This is a genomic window from Pseudomonas sp. NBRC 111124, assembly GCF_001320245.1.
Taxonomy (GTDB): Bacteria; Pseudomonadota; Gammaproteobacteria; order Pseudomonadales; family Pseudomonadaceae; genus Aquipseudomonas.
On sequence record NZ_BCBA01000065.1, the window covers coordinates 25,115 to 40,853 of the forward strand.

General features: G+C 64.0%; 15 protein-coding genes. 9 read left to right on the plus strand and 6 right to left on the minus strand.

Features of this window, described 5'->3' with window-relative positions:
* The first annotated feature begins 228 nt into the window (after positions 1 to 228).
* The 5 genes from APH28_RS23810 (at position 229) to APH28_RS23830 (ending at position 7,257) form a co-directional block, all read left to right on the plus strand.
* On the plus strand, positions 229 to 1,038 hold the full coding sequence (locus tag APH28_RS23810; RefSeq protein ID WP_060512927.1) for a gamma-glutamyl-gamma-aminobutyrate hydrolase family protein: 810 nt from the start codon (positions 229 to 231) through the stop codon (positions 1,036 to 1,038).
* A 460-nt stretch (positions 1,039 to 1,498) separates the two neighbouring features.
* The gene (kdgD, locus tag APH28_RS23815; RefSeq protein ID WP_060512928.1) at positions 1,499 to 2,410 is read left to right on the plus strand and encodes a 5-dehydro-4-deoxyglucarate dehydratase; all 912 of its coding nucleotides are present in this window, start codon (positions 1,499 to 1,501) and stop codon (positions 2,408 to 2,410) included.
* 103 nt (positions 2,411 to 2,513) lie between these two features.
* A complete protein-coding gene (locus APH28_RS23820) occupies positions 2,514 to 3,878 on the plus strand; it encodes an MFS transporter (protein ID WP_060512929.1) in 1,365 nt (454 codons plus the stop codon).
* 79 nt (positions 3,879 to 3,957) lie between these two features.
* Positions 3,958 to 5,511, plus strand: a complete 1,554-nt coding sequence (gene garD, locus APH28_RS23825; RefSeq protein WP_060512930.1) for a galactarate dehydratase — start codon at positions 3,958 to 3,960, stop codon at positions 5,509 to 5,511.
* Between the two features lie 165 nt (positions 5,512 to 5,676).
* Positions 5,677 to 7,257: an aldehyde dehydrogenase (NADP(+)) gene (locus tag APH28_RS23830; RefSeq protein WP_060512931.1), complete on the plus strand. Its 1,581-nt coding sequence runs from the start codon at positions 5,677 to 5,679 to the stop codon at positions 7,255 to 7,257.
* A 169-nt stretch (positions 7,258 to 7,426) separates the two neighbouring features.
* Here the strand turns inward: APH28_RS23830 and APH28_RS23835 are convergent, their stop codons facing one another.
* Positions 7,427 to 8,176, minus strand: a complete 750-nt coding sequence (locus tag APH28_RS23835; RefSeq protein ID WP_060512932.1) for a FadR/GntR family transcriptional regulator — start codon at positions 8,174 to 8,176, stop codon at positions 7,427 to 7,429.
* A 205-nt stretch (positions 8,177 to 8,381) separates the two neighbouring features.
* Here APH28_RS23835 and APH28_RS23840 point away from each other — a divergent pair, with 205 nt between their 5' ends.
* The 3 genes from APH28_RS23840 to APH28_RS23850 all read left to right on the plus strand — a co-directional run bounded on the left by APH28_RS23840 (position 8,382) and on the right by APH28_RS23850 (position 10,211).
* Positions 8,382 to 9,116, plus strand: coding sequence for a GntR family transcriptional regulator (locus APH28_RS23840; RefSeq protein ID WP_060512933.1), 735 nt, complete (start codon positions 8,382 to 8,384; stop codon positions 9,114 to 9,116).
* A gap of 40 nt (positions 9,117 to 9,156) precedes the next feature.
* Complete coding sequence (locus APH28_RS23845; protein ID WP_060512934.1) at positions 9,157 to 9,807, plus strand: DUF998 domain-containing protein; 651 nt, start codon at positions 9,157 to 9,159, stop codon at positions 9,805 to 9,807.
* Positions 9,808 to 9,881: 74 nt separating this feature from the next.
* Positions 9,882 to 10,211 (plus strand): hypothetical protein, encoded by a 330-nt coding sequence (locus tag APH28_RS23850; RefSeq protein WP_060512935.1) that lies wholly within the window; start codon positions 9,882 to 9,884, stop codon positions 10,209 to 10,211.
* Between the two features lie 64 nt (positions 10,212 to 10,275).
* Here the strand turns inward: APH28_RS23850 and APH28_RS23855 are convergent, their stop codons facing one another.
* Positions 10,276 to 11,490, minus strand: coding sequence for a YeeE/YedE family protein (locus APH28_RS23855; protein ID WP_060512936.1), 1,215 nt, complete (start codon positions 11,488 to 11,490; stop codon positions 10,276 to 10,278).
* A gap of 140 nt (positions 11,491 to 11,630) precedes the next feature.
* Here APH28_RS23855 and APH28_RS23860 point away from each other — a divergent pair, with 140 nt between their 5' ends.
* Positions 11,631 to 12,539, plus strand: coding sequence for a LysR family transcriptional regulator (locus APH28_RS23860; protein WP_060512937.1), 909 nt, complete (start codon positions 11,631 to 11,633; stop codon positions 12,537 to 12,539).
* Here APH28_RS23860 and APH28_RS23865 read toward each other — a convergent pair whose 3' ends face one another.
* The 4 genes from APH28_RS23865 to APH28_RS23880 all read right to left on the minus strand — a co-directional run bounded on the left by APH28_RS23865 (position 12,540) and on the right by APH28_RS23880 (position 15,633).
* The gene (locus tag APH28_RS23865; protein WP_060512938.1) at positions 12,540 to 13,046 is read right to left on the minus strand and encodes a DMT family transporter; all 507 of its coding nucleotides are present in this window, start codon (positions 13,044 to 13,046) and stop codon (positions 12,540 to 12,542) included.
* Positions 13,047 to 13,188: 142 nt separating this feature from the next.
* Entirely contained in the window at positions 13,189 to 13,767 is a 579-nt protein-coding gene (locus tag APH28_RS23870) for a hypothetical protein (protein ID WP_060512939.1), read from the minus strand.
* A gap of 151 nt (positions 13,768 to 13,918) precedes the next feature.
* Positions 13,919 to 15,208, minus strand: coding sequence for a sorbosone dehydrogenase family protein (locus APH28_RS23875; RefSeq protein WP_060512940.1), 1,290 nt, complete (start codon positions 15,206 to 15,208; stop codon positions 13,919 to 13,921).
* The gene (locus tag APH28_RS23880) at positions 15,205 to 15,633 is read right to left on the minus strand and encodes a DUF2231 domain-containing protein (RefSeq protein ID WP_060512941.1); all 429 of its coding nucleotides are present in this window, start codon (positions 15,631 to 15,633) and stop codon (positions 15,205 to 15,207) included. The genes APH28_RS23875 and APH28_RS23880 overlap by 4 nt, the downstream gene beginning before the upstream one ends.
* Positions 15,634 to 15,739: the final 106 nt, after the last annotated feature.

Genomic DNA, 15,739 nt, shown 5'->3' on the forward strand with positions numbered 1-15,739 from the left:
AAACCCTTGCCGGCTCAGGCTCGCAAGGGTTCAGCCCCCGTAATTCGGCGCCTTAACCGCTTTTTGCTCGTTTGACATATCGAACGGCTCTGGCAAGCTATCTACAAGCCCCGACCGGAATCGTCCAGTGATGAGCCGGCAGTGCTCGGGACTTCAGGTAGCACAACAAGGCCACGGGCCGTGCACCTGCACAACAACGACAGGCAGAGCCCTGTCATAAGGTGACATATGTCCAACAGCAACATTGGCAACAAGCAACCTTCCCTGCGCAAACCCGTCGTCCTGATGACCATGGGCAGCCAAGAGCGCAAAGGCCATGACTATCAGGTCATGACCCACAAATACATCACCCCGCTGGTCGACTTCGCCGATTGCGTCCCGGTCCTGGTGCCCACCTGCTGTGGCATCGAAGACCTCGAGACCTATCTGGACATGGCCGACGGCGTGTACCTGACCGGTGCCGGCAGCAACATCGACCCGACCCTGTACGGTCAGGAGAACGAAACGCCGGGCAAGGGCCAGGACAAGAACCGCGACCTGTTCGACATCCCGCTGGTCAAGGCGGCGCTCAAGCGCGGCCTGCCCATCTTCGGCATCTGCCGTGGCATGCAGGAAATCAACGTTGCCCTGGGCGGCGACATCTACCAGAAGGTTTACGCCGAGCCTGGCTTCAACGACCACCGGGAAAACCCGGAAGATCCGGTCGATGTGCAGTACGCCCAGGTGCATGGCGTGAAGATCAAGGCGGGCAGCTGGCTGCGTGAAACCCTGGGCACCGACGAGATCCGCGTGAACTCGTTGCACGGCCAGGGCCTGCGCAACCTCGGTGCCGGCATCGAGCCGATCGCCGTCGCCGAAGACGGCCTGGTCGAGGCGATCCACGCTCCGAGCCTCTCGCCTTTCCTGTTTGCCGTGCAGTGGCACCCGGAATGGCAGGCGGCGAAGAACCCTGATTCGATCAAGATCTTCCAGGCCTTCGGCGATGCCTGCCGCGCCCAGGTGCGCAAAAGCCAGATCAAGCGCCAACAGGCCGCCTGATACTCGGTTTCAGCTTCGTTAGCTTTGATCGCGGGGCGGCGCAAGGTCGCCCCCGCTTCCCCGGTCACCCTCTGCTGGTCCCAGAACACTTCCCGTGGAAGCGGGCGGCGGGCTTGTGCCTGTCTCCGCGATCGTTTTTTTCTTTTCCCCTTTAGAGATACGATGACTGTTAGGGAATAACCTGAACTCCAGGTTGCCCTTCAAGTCTTCTGCTGCCTGCTCTGGCCTCTTCGCGGGTGAACCCGCTCCCACAAGTACTACGCACTCTTCAGACTTGGCGCTATCCCTGTGGGAGGGGTTTCACCCGCGAAAGCGATCGGCCCAAGCATTTCTCCCTCCCTCTAACACGGCGCACAAAAAATTATGCAAGGAGGACTAGTCATCGCACAGGTTGTACGATAACTTACCTCCACCGCAAAACAACACCCTACACCCCAAGCGCCACAGGATGCCTACAACAATGAATCCACAAGAACTGAAATCCATCCTCTCCCACGGCCTGCTGTCTTTCCCGGTCACCGACTTCAATGCCCAGGGCGACTTCAACCAGGCTGGCTACATCAAGCGCCTGGAGTGGCTCGCCCCATATGGCGCCAGTGCGCTGTTCGCCGCCGGTGGCACCGGTGAGTTCTTCTCCCTGGCCGCCAGCGAATACAGCCAGGTAATCAAGACCGCCGTCGACACCTGCGCCACGTCGGTGCCCATCCTCGCCGGGGTTGGCGGCTCCACCCGCCAGGCGATCGAATACGCCCAGGAAGCCGAGCGCCTGGGCGCCAAGGGCCTGCTGCTGCTGCCGCACTACCTCACCGAAGCCAGCCAGGACGGTGTTGCCGCCCACGTCGAAGCGGTGTGCAAATCGGTCAACATCGGTGTGGTGGTGTACAACCGCAACGTCTGCCGCCTGAACGCCAACCTGCTGGAGCAACTGGCCGAGCGCTGCCCGAACCTGATCGGCTACAAGGACGGCCTGGGTGACATCGAGCTGATGGTGTCGATCCGTCGCCGCATGGGTGACCGCTTCAGCTACCTGGGTGGTTTGCCGACCGCCGAAGTGTATGCTGCGGCCTACAAGGCACTGGGTGTACCGGTTTACTCGTCGGCGGTGTTCAACTTCATCCCGAAGACCGCGATGGACTTCTACCACGCCATCGCGCGTGACGATCACGCCACCGTGGCCAAGATCATCGACGATTTCTTCCTGCCGTACCTGGACATCCGCAACCGCAAGGCCGGCTACGCCGTGAGCATCGTCAAGGCCGGCGCCAAGATCGCCGGTTACGACGCAGGTCCCGTGCGTACCCCGCTGACCGACCTGACCGCCGAAGAGTACGAAATGCTCGCAGCGCTGATGGACAAGATGGGTCCGCAATAAGCGCACCCCGCGGCCTGCCAATGCCGCCACCGGAGTGGGCCTGCCCCGCTCCGGCTACAAGACGTGAGCCCGCACAAAAATAACTAGTGGGAGAATTACCAGCATGCAAGCGACTAAAAAGACGCATGTGCGCTACCTGATCCTGTTCATGCTGTTTCTGGTGACCACGATCAACTACGCAGACCGAGCAACCATTGCCATCGCAGGCTCCAGCCTGCAGAAAGACCTCGGCATCGACGCCGTTACCCTTGGTTATATTTTCTCCGCCTTCGGATGGGCTTACGTGGCCGGGCAGATCCCCGGTGGCTGGCTGCTGGACCGCTTCGGCTCGAAGAATGTCTACGCCTTCAGCATCTTCACCTGGTCGCTGTTCACCCTGCTGCAGGGCTTTGTCGGTGGCCTGCCGGTGGCCTGGGCGGTGGTGACCCTGTTCACCCTGCGCTTCCTGGTCGGCTTCGCCGAAGCCCCGTCGTTCCCGGGCAACGCCCGTATCGTCGCGGCCTGGTTCCCGACCCAGGAACGTGGCACCGCCTCGGCGATTTTCAACTCGGCGCAGTACTTCGCCACTGCACTGTTCGCCCCGATCATGGGCTGGATCGTGTTCAGCTTCGGCTGGGAGCATGTGTTCGTTGTCATGGGCGCACTGGGTATCGTGTTCTCCATGGTGTGGCTGAAGACCATCCACAACCCGCGCCAGCACCCGCGCATCAGCCAACGCGAACTCGAGCACATCGAGCAGAACGGCGGCCTGGTCGACATGGACCAGAAGCGTGGCAACGACGGCCCGAAATGGGGCTACATCAAGCAACTGCTGACCAGCCGCATGCTACTGGGCGTTTACCTGGGCCAGTACTGCATCAACGCCATCACCTACTTCTTCCTCACCTGGTTCCCGGTGTACCTGGTGCAGGAACGGGGCATGACCATCCTCAAGGCCGGTTTCATCGCCTCGCTGCCAGCAGTGTGCGGCTTCATCGGTGGTGTACTCGGTGGGGTGATCTCGGACTGGCTGCTGCGCCGCGGCAACTCGCTGACCTTCTCGCGCAAGCTGCCGATCGTCTGCGGCCTGTTGCTGTCGACCACCATGGTCTTCTGCAACTATGTCGACGCCGAATGGATGGTGGTCGGTTTCATGACCCTGGCCTTCTTCGGCAAAGGCATCGGCGCGCTGGGCTGGGCCGTGGTGGCAGACACCTCACCCAAGCAGATCGCCGGGTTGTCCGGTGGCCTGTTCAACACCTTCGGCAACATCGCCTCGATCACCACGCCCATTGTCATCGGCTACATCATCAGCGCCACCGGCTCGTTCAAATGGGCCCTGGTGTACGTAGGTGCCAACGCCCTGGTGGCAGTGTTCAGCTACCTGGTGATCGTCGGCCCGATCAAACGTATCGAGCTGCGCGAAGACGCCCCAAAGCCACAACCTGAGCCAGCCGCCAACGGTGAACTGGCCAGCTCGCGGCACTGAGTGAACACGCCCGCACCGGCCTGAGCCTGCGCGGGCGGATGTACAAAAAGCCTGAGAACCTGACAAGTAGGGCCCAAACATGCAGTTGATCGAACATTCCGACTCGCCCCGCTACGTCCGCCTGCACGAAGACGACAATGTCGTGGTGGTGGTCAACGACGGTGGCCTGGGCGAAGGCGCCCGTTTCGCCGATGGCCTGACCTTGGTCGAAGGCGTGCCACAGAGCCACAAGGTGGCCACCGTGCTGATCGCCAAGGGCGAGCCGGTGCGCCGCTACGGGCAGATCATCGGTTATGCGCTGGAAGACCTGCGCCAGGGCAGCTGGGTGCAGGAAAGCCAGCTGGCCATGCCGGCCGCCCCCGCGCTGGACAGCCTGCCGCGCTGCGATGCGGTGCCCGATGCCCTGCCACCGCTGGACGGTTTCACCTTCGAAGGCTACCGCAACGCCGACGGCACCGTCGGCACCCGCAACATCCTCGGCATCACCACCACCGTGCAATGCGTGACCGGCGTGCTGGAGCACGCGGTCAAGCGTATCCGCAGCGAACTGCTGCCCAAATACCCCAACGTCGATGATGTAGTCGCCCTCACCCACAGCTACGGCTGCGGTGTGGCGATCAACGCCCGTGACGCCTATATCCCGATCCGCACCGTGCGCAACCTGGCGCGCAACCCCAACCTGGGTGGCGAAGCGCTGGTGATCAGCCTGGGTTGCGAAAAGCTCCAGGCCGGCCAGGTGATGCACGACAACGACCCATCGGTGGACCTCAGCGAGCCTTGGCTGTATCGCCTGCAGGACGCCAGCCTCGGCTTCGGTGAAATGATCGAGCAGATCATGAGCCTGGCCGAAACCCGCCTGAAGAAGCTCGACCAGCGCCGCCGCGAAACCGTGCCGGCCAGCGAGCTGATCCTCGGCATGCAGTGCGGCGGCAGTGACGCGTTCTCCGGCATCACCGCCAACCCGGCACTGGGCTACGCCGCCGACCTGCTGGTGCGCGCCGGCGCCACCGTGCTGTTCTCGGAAGTGACCGAAGTGCGCGATGCCATCTACATGCTCACCTCCCGTGCCGAAAGCCAGGACGTCGCCGATGCCCTGGTGCGCGAGATGGACTGGTACGACCGCTACCTGCAGCAAGGTGCGGCAGACCGCAGCGCCAACACCACGCCGGGCAACAAGAAAGGCGGCCTGTCGAACATCGTCGAGAAGTCCCTCGGTTCGATCGTCAAGTCTGGCAGCGGCGCTATTCAGGGCGTGCTCGGCCCGGGCGAGCGGGTCAACCGCAAAGGCCTGATCTTCTGTGCCACACCGGCCAGCGACTTCGTCTGCGGCACCCTGCAACTGGCCGCCGGCATGAACCTGCACGTGTTCACCACCGGCCGCGGCACGCCGTATGGCCTGGCCATGGCACCGGTGGTCAAGGTCTGCACCCGTACCGAGCTGGCCCAGCGCTGGCCGGACCTGATCGACATCGACGCCGGGCGCATCGCCAGTGGCCGTTCGACCATCGAAGCGCTGGGCTGGGAGCTGTTCCACTACTACCTGGACGTGGCCAGCGGCCGCAAGCAGACCTGGGCCGAACAGCACCGCCTGCACAACGACATCACCCTGTTCAATCCGGCACCGATTACCTGATGGCAAGGCTTGCGCGCTTTCCCTGTGGGAGCGGGCGTGCCCGCGAAGCAGCCAACGCGGTGCATGGCACCGGCTTCGCCGGTGTTCGCGGGCTTGCCCGCTCCCACAGGGGCAAGCAAGCCCGGCAGTCACGGTTTTTCCTTCACCTATCTACAGGAGCACCCCATGCCTGAGATCCTCGGCCATAACTTCATCGCCGGCCAGCGCAGCGCCGCTGGCGCGCAACGCCTGCAGAGCCTGGACGCCACCACCGGCGAGGCCCTGCCGTACAGCTTTGCCCAAGCTACCGAAAACGAAGTGGACCAGGCCGCCAAGGCTGCCGCCGCCGCGTTCGTCGAATTCCGCAACCTGAAACCTGCACGCCGCGCCGAGTTCCTCGACGCCATCGCTGCCGAACTGGATGAACTGGACGACGCCTTCGTCGCCATCGTCTGCCGTGAAACCGCCCTGCCCGCCGCCCGTATCCAGGGCGAGCGCGGCCGCACCAGCGGGCAGATGCGCCTGTTCGCCCAGGTGCTGCGCCGTGGTGATTTCCTCGGTGCGCGCATCGACCTGGCCCTGCCCGAGCGCCAGCCGCTGCCACGCGTGGACCTGCGCCAGATGCGCATCGGCGTCGGCCCGGTCGCCGTATTCGGTGCCAGCAACTTCCCGCTGGCCTTCTCCACCGCCGGTGGTGACACCGCCGCCGCCCTGGCCGCCGGTTGCCCGGTGGTGTTCAAGGCGCACAGCGGCCACATGGCTACCGCCGACCTGGTCGGCTGCGCCATCCAGCGCGCCGCCGAGCGCACCGGCATGCCCAAGGGCGTGTTCAACATGGTCTTCGGCGCTGGCGTCGGCGAGCCGCTGGTCAAGCACCCAGCCATCCAGGCCGTAGGCTTCACCGGTTCGCTCAAGGGCGGCGACGCCCTGTGCCGCATGGCAGCCGAGCGCCCACAACCGATCCCGGTGTTCGCCGAGATGTCCAGCATCAACCCAGTGATCATCCTGCCGGGCGCCCTGGCCAAGCGTGGCGAGGCCATCGCCCGTGAACTGGCCGGTTCCGTGTGCATGGGTGCCGGGCAGTTCTGCACCAACCCGGGTCTGGTCATCGGCCTGCAGTCACCGCAGTACAGTCAGTTGCTCATCGACCTCGGCCAGCACTTGGACCAGCAAGCCGGGCAGACCATGCTCAACGCCGGTGGCCTGCGCAGCTATGTCGGCGGCCTGGAACACCTGCACGCCCACGCCGGTATCGAGCACCTGGCCGGCCAGGCCCAGGAAGGCAGCCAGGCCCGTGCCCAGCTGTTCAAGGCCGATGCCCGCCTGCTGGTCGAGGCCGACCCGCTGCTGCAGGAAGAAGTGTTCGGCCCGACCACCGTGGCGGTCGAGGTCAAGGACAACGGGCAGCTGCGTGAAGCCTTGCTTGGGTTGCGTGGCCAGCTGACCGCGACCCTGATCGGCGAGCCGGAGGACTTCGAGGCCTTCGCATGGCTAGTACCGCTGCTGGAAGAGAAAGTCGGCCGCATCCTGGTCAATGGTTACCCGACCGGGGTGGAAGTGTGCGAGGCGATGGTCCACGGCGGGCCTTACCCGGCTACGTCCGATGCCCGCGGCACCTCGGTCGGCACCTTGGCCATCGACCGCTTCCTGCGCCCGGTGTGCTACCAGAACTACCCGCAGGCACTGCTGCCGGAGGCACTGCGTGATGGCAACCCGCTGGGGCTGCGTCGCTTGGTCAACGGGCAGTGGAGTGAAGGCGCTATCTGAGTGGCCTGAAACAGGAAAGCCCCGCATTTGCGGGGCTTTTCTTTATCGCCTGTCCTGGCTTCTTTGCGGGTGAACCCACTCCCACAAGTACTGCACAGCCTTCAGGCTTGGTGCTATCCCTGTGGGAGCGGGTTCACCCGCGAATGGGCAAGGACAGGTTATGGACGACTCAGGCCCCTTGGGCCTCGGCCTCTTCATGAGCCTGGCGCAGTCGCTCGCGGCTGTTGCTCAGGTGCATGCGCATGGCCATCTTCGCCCCTTCGCTATCGCGCCGGGCGATGGCTTCGTAGATGGCTTCATGCTCGTGCATCAGCCGGCTCATGTAATGCGCCTGGTCATCATGGGCCAACCGCGCCGAATTCAACCGGGTACGCGGAATGATGCTGGTCCCCAGGTGGTTGATGATATCGGCGAAATAATGGTTGCCGCTGGCCTGGGCAATGCGCAGGTGGAACTGGAAGTCCGCCGACACCGCGTCAGTGGCATGTGCAGCCCCCTCGTTGAGTTCGTCCAGCGCCGCACGCATGCCAGCCAGCTCGTCGTCACTGCGCCGTTGCGCTGCCAGGCCGGCCGACTCGATTTCCAGGGCGATGCGCAGCTCCAGCACCGCCAGCACCTCGCGCAACGTGACCACGGTCGCCGGGTCGATACGGAAGCCTCCGGTCGCCGGTGCATCCAGCACGAAGGTACCGATGCCATGGCGCGTCTCGACCTGCCCGGCCGCTTGCAGCCGGGAGATCGCCTCACGCACCACGGTGCGGCTGACGCCCTCCTCGGCCATGATCTGCGATTCGGTCGGCAGCTTCTCGCCGCGCTTGATCTGGCCGCTGCGGATGCGCTCGGTCAGCACCGTGACCAGTTCCTGGGCCAGACTGCGCGGCTTGCGCCGGGTCCTTGCCTGTACCTGCTGCTCTGTCATGCCCTGTATTTCACCTTGAAAGACAGCCGTCATGATAGCGCATGAGTTGTACGATCACATACACCCGACGCGGTATTTCATCAAAGCACTGCGCCAGGTGCACGCCCAAGATCACGGGCATTGCTCAGGTGTGTTGTACGCGGTGAACTCGCCCCCAGCACTGATAAACTGCCCATTGGTGCATTTGACGGGGCTGACGGAAGGCATGAACGAAACGCGATACGCCGTGGTGGCCAAGCACTTGATGGAAGGCATTGCCAGTGGCCGCTATCCGGTGGGCAGCCTGCTGCCTACCGAATTCGAACTGTGCGACCTGTATCAGGTGAGCCGGCATACCGTGCGATCGGCGATCAACCAGTTGCTCAGTCAAGGGCTGGTGTCACGTCGCAAGCGGGTCGGCACCCGGGTCGAGGCCAGCAGCCCGCGCGGCGGTTATTCGCAGTCGCTGGCAACGGTGGCGGAGCTTGCGCACCTGGCGCAAACCGAGCAGCGAGAGATCCAGGACGTGCGCCACTTCGTCGCCGACCTGAGTGAAGCGGCGCGCCTGGGACTGGTACCGGGTGAGCATTACTTCTGCGTGTCGAGCATCCGTGTCGATCGCCAGCACACTGCCGCACCGCTGTGCTGGACCGATGTCTACGCCCAGCGCGACTACGCCGAGGTCATCGACCTGGCCCGCGAGCATCCCGGGCAGCTGATCGCAGCGTTGATCGAACAGCACCATGGGCGGGCGATCGCCGTCGTTGACCAGCAAGTACGGGCCGTGTTGCTGACGGCAGAGATGGCCCGTGACCTGAAGGCCGAAACGGGCTCCCTGGGGCTGAAGATCATCCGCCATTACCGCGAAAAGAACGGCGACCTGATGGCCGTTTCAGAGACCGTGCACCCGGATGACCGGTTCACCCTGGTGACCCAGATGCGCCGGGACACGCAGGGCTGAAGCCGTTACAGTAGGTGCTTTCCATGGAAGGAAGTCGCGCATGAAACCTCTCGACCGAGCCCTGCTCGCCTGTGGCCTGCTCATCCCGTTCTGGCTGATGATCGGCGTCTGGCTGACCGCCCAGGCCTACCCTGGCTATGACCACCTGCAACAGGCCATGAGCCAGCTCGGCGCCCAAGGTTCCCCGACCCAGCGCTGGTCGCCCCTGGCCAACAACTTTCCCCTTGCCCTGCTGTTCGCCCTGTTTGCCTGGGGCCTTGCCCGCCACTGGCGTTCCTCGAAACTGGCGCTACTGAGCGCTGCTCTGGTCCTGCTGCACGGCCTGGGCAGCCTCGGCACCGGCCTGTTCCCCTGCGACCAGGGCTGTGCGCCCGCCGAGCCATCCAGCTCGCATCAACTGCACAACCTTTGCGGCCTGGTGATGTTTCTCTCGCTGACCCTGGCCAGCGCGCTGTGGGCCTGGCTCGGCAAGCGCCTGGCCGGCTCAAAGGCCTTGGGCTGGTTTTCGCTGACGTGCCTGATTGCCGCAGTTGTCACCGTTGTGCTCATGGCTCAGGCCGCCAAGAGTGGCCAGTTGTTCGGGCTGTACCAGCGGCTGAACTATGGTGTATCGGTGGTATGGATCGCCGGCCTGGCGCTGAGCAGTCTGCGCCCGGCGCTGGCAAATCGCTCTCGCATCGCCACTACCTGATTCGAAAATACTGGCCCCCAGGCATCTGAAGCGAAGGCAAACTCCGTTCATCTTCAGATGCTTAGGACAGCAACATGCGAGTATTTCTAGCAACGATGGCCGGCTGCCTGCTGGCCACTGCCGCCTTTGGCGCCCAGGCCAAAGCGCTTAGCCAGAACGACCGCCAAACCTGTGGATGGGGCTCGCAGATCGCCGCCGAGGCGCAGCAGGCCAAGCTTTCCGGCGTTACCCTGTACGCCACGCGCAAGAAGCTGCAGGTGCGCCGGTTCGCCAAACCCTGGATGCGCATGACCGCCATGGGCATTACCGAACAGACCTACAACAGCCGTTCACAACTCAAGCCAGCGGCGATCAAGAAGACCTACTACGAGCAGTGTGTGCAACACACGCTTGCGAGAAGATAGGCTTGAAAAGCAATGAGTTATAACTAAAAGCTAATCTGATCTATTTAATATTGAACGGATGTCTTCAGCAGCCACTGAGCGCCACCTGGCGGCGTTCGCCGGCAAAGAACAGTGGGCGCAGGCGCACGCCAATCAGGTTGCCGGCATAGGCGGCGATCAGCCACAGCCAACCGTGCACGCTACCCGAAGCGATACCGCTGAAGTAGGCGCCGATGTTACAGCCATACGCCAGGCGCGAACCGTAGCCCAGTAGGAGGCCGCCGATAACGGCGGCAACCAGCGATGGCAACGGGATCTTCAGGCTGGGCGCGAAGCGGCCAGCCAGCCCCGCGGCCAACAGCGCGCCGAGCACGATGCCGATGTCCATCACTGTGGTGATGTCCTGCCACAGCGGCGCGGCCAGGGCCTTGGCATTGGCCGGGGCCTGCCAGAACACCCAGCTGCCAACGTCGACACCGAAGCTGGACAGGGTTTTCGCCCCCCACAGGGCAAACGCCGACGTGATGCCCCACGGGCGCCCGGCCAGGGCCAGGGTGGCGTAGTTGAGCAAGGCCAGGGCAATCGCCCCCCACAGCAGTGGCCACGGCCCACGCAGGAACCGGCGCAGGCCGTGATGCTCGCTGCTTGCCGGCGCTTCCAGGGCGCCATGGCGACGCTTTTCCATCACCACCGTGGCCCAGGCGATCAGTGCAAATACGGCAACGCTGACCACCAGCGCTGGCACCACGCCCCAGGCCTGGACGATCGAAGTGGCCGGGAACGATGGCAGCGCGAACCACCAGTCTGCATGGTGCGTGGCAGTAACCGAACCGATGATGAAGAACAGCAGGGTCACCAACATCCGCGCATTACCGCCACCCACGGTGAACAGCGTGCCCGAGGCACAGCCGCCGCCCAGTTGCATGCCGATACCAAAGATGAACGCACCGAACACCACCGACACGCCAGCCGGTGCGACCAGGCCGGTGACCGGGGTGCCGAACAGGCTGCCGGCCGACAGCGCCGGGAAGAACAGCAGTACGGCCAGGGTCAGCATGACCATCTGTGCGCGCAGGCCGGCACCCCGCCGTTCGTTGATGAACACACGCCACGCCGAAGTGAAGCCGAAAGCGGCATGATAGAGCGTCAGGCCCAGTGCAGCGCCGACCATCAGCAGCAGCATTTGCTTGAAACCGGCGTTGAGGTTGAGGAACCAGGCGCCGGCCAACAGCATGGCCAGGGCGATCATGGGCGCACCGAGGCGGCGCGGTTCAGGTGTGGCGGTTGCGGAAAGACCCATTGGAATACTCGGATTACAGTGAAACGGGGGGCGAGTATACCCCCCTGGGTGTCTTGTGTGGTCTGTACAAGCCCGCGAGCAGGCCAATACATCTGATAGGCTGATGATCAACTACCAAAGCAGACCTAAGCATTCGCCCCATGGATGAACTGCGCAAGATCGACCTCAACCTGCTGCTCACCCTGCACGCGCTGCTCAGCGAAAGGCACGTGACCCGCGCCGCCCTGCGCCTGCACCGCAGCCAGCCCGCCGTCAGCCACGCCCTGGCGCAGCTACGTGCGCACTTCGACGACCCGTTGCTGATCCGCCAGCACGGTCAGATGGCCCTGACCGCCCGCGCCCAAGCCCTGGCCAAACCGCTGCAAGATGCCCTCGGCAGCCTCAACGGCCTGCTGGCGGCGCCGCAGTTCGACCCCGCCCAGGCCCACCGCCGCTTCAGGCTATCGCTGTCGGACTATTCCTCACGCATCATCCTGCCGCCACTGGTCCGCCACCTGCGCCAGGTCGCCCCCGGCATCGACCTGGCCATCAGCCAGGCCAGCCGCGAAACCATGCTCGCGCAGCTGCTCGATGGCGAACTCGACCTTGCCTTGGGCATCTTCCCAGCGCTGCCAGCCGGCATCACCGCCCAGACCCTGTTCGAAGACCGCTTCATCAGCGTCGCCGATCGCCAGGTGCTGCCCGCCAAGGCGGGGCTCACGCTGGAGGACTGGCTGACGCGCCCGCACGTGCTTATGGCCATGCACCCTGATGCCCACGATGAGATCGAGCGGGCCTTGGCTGAACAGGGCCTGCGCCGGCATATTGCCCTGGCGCTGCCACATTGGAGCGCAGCGGTCGAGGTGCTCGCGGGCACCGACCTGATCCTCACCGTGGCCAGGCGTGCGGTTGGCCCGATGCGCCAGCACCCGTCACTTCGCCCGTTCACGCCGCCGCTGCCGATCCCCGCCCTCGCCTATCAACAGGCCTGGCATGCGCGCAAGGACAGCGACCCCGGCCATCGCTGGCTGCGTGAAGCTGTCTGGGCGTGCAGCCAGCCCGGGCATTGATCAGCGCCCGATCACGGCCTGGCCGGACGACGGGGTCGAAGTCCACCCGCCCTGGACCAGCAACACGCCGCCAAGGATCAACAGCACGCCGGCTACCCTGACCAGGTTCACCGGTTTGCTGGCAACGCCCATCAAGCCGAAGTGATCGACGATCACCGAGGTCAGAATCTGCCCGGCCACCACCAGCACCAGAAATCCCGCCGTGCCCAATTTGGGTGTCAATGCCGCAGCACCGGCCACATAGAGGGCGCCCAGCACGCCACCGATCCACAGCCACCAAGGGCCTTGCAGCGCCCTGCCCAGATCAGGCATGGGCACCCGCAGGATAAGCAACGCCGAAACCACCACGACCGAACTGACCATCAACGAGGTGAAGGCGCCCCACAACCAGTGGCCCAGCACACGGCCGACGGCAGCGTTGCTGGCGGCCTGATAAGGCAGCACGAAGCCCGCAATCAGCGCCATCATTACAGGAAGGAGTCCAACGAGCAGTGTCTTGTAGGGCATGGTAGGTCTCATCTGAAGGCAAGATGAGACCATGATCCGCAATCGACGTAGCTTATGGAAATTGAAAGGGTGCACCTCTGGTATTCGTCTGGTGCATATCAGCCAATTGCGGGCCGGCCAAAGCCTGGCCCGCTGGCCGATATCAACGCCAGGTATCGACGCGCAGCACTTCGGTGTAGATCGCATCAACGGTCTGGCCGACCTTGAGGTTCTTCATGCGCGCCTGCAGGTCAGGATTTTCGACCTTGACCACCTGCAGCTTGCCTTCCGGTGGCAGCAGGCTGACTTCGTGTTTCTTCAAGTCGATCTTCTTGATCTGCGAGGTCACCCGGACCTGCCGGAAGGCCTCGCCGCCGGGGTTAGGGTTGTCCTTGGTAGCGCGGATGGTGCCGGATTCTTCGGTAGCCTTCGGCGCGCCGCCCACCTCACTGTTGAGCACATAGGCCACCGCGCGAGTGACATAGATATCAACGTTGTCACCGACTTTCAGATTGGGCAGCGCCTTGGCTTTTTCCGTCAGTTGCAGGGTCACATCCTTGTCGTGCGGCCCCTTTACCGTGACTTGGCGGTTTGCCAGGTCGATGGCGGTGACCTGGGTTTTGACATGGCTCTCAAATGCCTCGCTGCCGATTGGAATCTCGGCGGCTTGCACCGTAAAGGTGGCAGCGGACATCAGGGTGGCGAGGGCAATAGCGCGAGCGAGTGTGCAAATAGGATTCATAGGCCTGCTTCCATGTGATCTAGACCGGGTTTGCGCGTGATAGACATACGCGCAAACAAGCATAGCCATTACCCATCACTCTGCAGGCAAACGCCCGGACTTCGGCATCTATCAACCCCTTTGCATCAATGCCCAGGCGTTTGCGCTCGCCTTAGTTGCGCGTCACTCGCCACACGGTGTTGGCCAGGTCATCAGCGATGATCAACGCGCCGCGCGGGTCGACCGTTACTCCCACCGGTCGGCCGCGGGTCTTGCCATCTTCTCCGCGGAAGCCCGTGGCAAAGTCGATCGGTTCACCGGCTGGCTTGCCCCCCTTGAACGGCACGAAGATCACTTTGTAACCCACCGGGTTCGGGCGATTCCAGCTGCCGTGCTCACCCACGAACACTCCGTCGGCAAAGCGTTCGCCCATGGCCGGGATGGAGAAGTCCACGCCCAGCGCGGCAACGTGCGAACCCAGGCTGTAATCCGGCTTGAGCGCAGCGGCCACCTTGTCCGGATTCTGCGGCCTCACCCGCTCATCGACGTTCTGCCCCCAGTAGCTGTAGGGCCAGCCATAGAAGCCGCCCTCTCGCACCGAGGTGAGGTAGTCCGGCACCAGGTCCGGGCCCAGTTCGTCACGCTCGTTGACCACGGTCCATAGCTGCCCAGTGTCCGGCTGGATGGTCAGCGCCGTCGGATTGCGTAAACCGGTAGCGTACGGCCTGTGCGCGCCGGTCACGGCATCGATCTGCCAGACCATGGCGCGGTCGATCTCAACCTCCAAGCCGCGCTCGGTGATGTTGCTGTTCGAGCCGATGCCCACGTACAGGTAGCGGCCATCGGGGCTGATGGTCAGCGCTTTGGTCCAGTGGTGGTTGATTTCGGCCGGCAGGTCAGTGACCTTGGTTGGCGGGCCACCCGCCTTGGTCTGGCCATCCTGGTAATCGAAACGCACCAGCGCATCCTGGTTGGCCACATACAGCTTGCCGTCAGCAAAGGCCAGGCCGTAGGGCGCATTGAGCCCCTCGGCGAATACCGTCTGTACCTCGTATTTGCCATCGCCATCGGCATCGCGCAGCAGGGTCAGGCGGTTGCCGCCCTTGACCTGGGTGTTGCCCTTGGCCTTGATCTGGCTGGCGATCACGTCCTTGGGCTTGAGCTTGGCAGCACTGCCGCCGCGCCCTTCGGCGACCAGGATATCGCCATTGGGCAGCACCAGGCTCTGGCGCGGGATCTTCAGGTCGGTGGCAATGGCAGTGACGCTGTAGCCCTCAGGCACTGTGGGCTTCTGCTCGCCCCACTGCGCCGGCTGCGCGATCTTCATGCTCGGCAGCAGGCCACGCTCGGGGGCCGGCAGTTTCGGGTCGGGGCCCAAGGCCTGGGTCGGCTCGCCGTCACCGCCACAGGCGGCCAGCAGCAGCGCCACGCTCAACAACGACCATCCATGCAACGGCTTCATACCTCACCTCCCGAATGCAGGTTGCTCATGCCCAGCCAGGCGGCCACGCAGGCCAGTACGGTGACGATCACCGACAGCACCAGGCCCGCCGGCATCACCGCCCAGGCGTCCTTGGCATGTTCAAAGGCATTGATCAGCCCCAGCACCCAGGTCACCAGCAGCAACAGGAAATACAGCGTCGGCCGCCCGCCCTTGCGCGGCGCGCGAACCAGGTTGGCGAGGGCGAACAACAGCGCCAGCCCGCAGAACAGCAGCCCACCGGCAATCAGCCAGGCGGCGAAGTTGCTCCACTGGATCTGGTAGCTCTTGAAGTAGGCAATGTCGCTCAGCAGCGCGCCGAGAAACAGCGGGACCGTGCCGGCCAGCAAGATCGCGTGCAGCGGGCTGGGCGTGCATCGGTAGAGAGGTTGCTCGGTAACGGTCACGGCGCCTCCTTATCAGTCGGTGACCTGGGGCTGACAGACTGGCGTGGGGCCTGGTCCATCAGGCGTGCGCAGGGTGCGCTTAAGAAGGGATCACCTTGACGTTCGG

What these genes read in the sequence shown, in the direction of transcription:
- APH28_RS23810 (WP_060512927.1), top strand. Translation starts at nt 229, where the DNA reads ATGTCCAACAGCAACATTGGCAACAAGCAACCTTCCCTGCGCAAACCC.
- kdgD (WP_060512928.1), top strand. Translation starts at nt 1,499, where the DNA reads ATGAATCCACAAGAACTGAAATCCATCCTCTCCCACGGCCTGCTGTCT.
- APH28_RS23820 (WP_060512929.1), top strand. Translation starts at nt 2,514, where the DNA reads ATGCAAGCGACTAAAAAGACGCATGTGCGCTACCTGATCCTGTTCATG.
- garD (WP_060512930.1), top strand. Translation starts at nt 3,958, where the DNA reads ATGCAGTTGATCGAACATTCCGACTCGCCCCGCTACGTCCGCCTGCAC.
- APH28_RS23830 (WP_060512931.1), top strand. Translation starts at nt 5,677, where the DNA reads ATGCCTGAGATCCTCGGCCATAACTTCATCGCCGGCCAGCGCAGCGCC.
- APH28_RS23835 (WP_060512932.1), bottom strand. Translation starts at nt 8,176, where the DNA reads ATGACAGAGCAGCAGGTACAGGCAAGGACCCGGCGCAAGCCGCGCAGT.
- APH28_RS23840 (WP_060512933.1), top strand. Translation starts at nt 8,382, where the DNA reads ATGAACGAAACGCGATACGCCGTGGTGGCCAAGCACTTGATGGAAGGC.
- APH28_RS23845 (WP_060512934.1), top strand. Translation starts at nt 9,157, where the DNA reads ATGAAACCTCTCGACCGAGCCCTGCTCGCCTGTGGCCTGCTCATCCCG.
- APH28_RS23850 (WP_060512935.1), top strand. Translation starts at nt 9,882, where the DNA reads ATGCGAGTATTTCTAGCAACGATGGCCGGCTGCCTGCTGGCCACTGCC.
- APH28_RS23855 (WP_060512936.1), bottom strand. Translation starts at nt 11,490, where the DNA reads ATGGGTCTTTCCGCAACCGCCACACCTGAACCGCGCCGCCTCGGTGCG.
- APH28_RS23860 (WP_060512937.1), top strand. Translation starts at nt 11,631, where the DNA reads ATGGATGAACTGCGCAAGATCGACCTCAACCTGCTGCTCACCCTGCAC.
- APH28_RS23865 (WP_060512938.1), bottom strand. Translation starts at nt 13,046, where the DNA reads ATGCCCTACAAGACACTGCTCGTTGGACTCCTTCCTGTAATGATGGCG.
- APH28_RS23870 (WP_060512939.1), bottom strand. Translation starts at nt 13,767, where the DNA reads ATGAATCCTATTTGCACACTCGCTCGCGCTATTGCCCTCGCCACCCTG.
- APH28_RS23875 (WP_060512940.1), bottom strand. Translation starts at nt 15,208, where the DNA reads ATGAAGCCGTTGCATGGATGGTCGTTGTTGAGCGTGGCGCTGCTGCTG.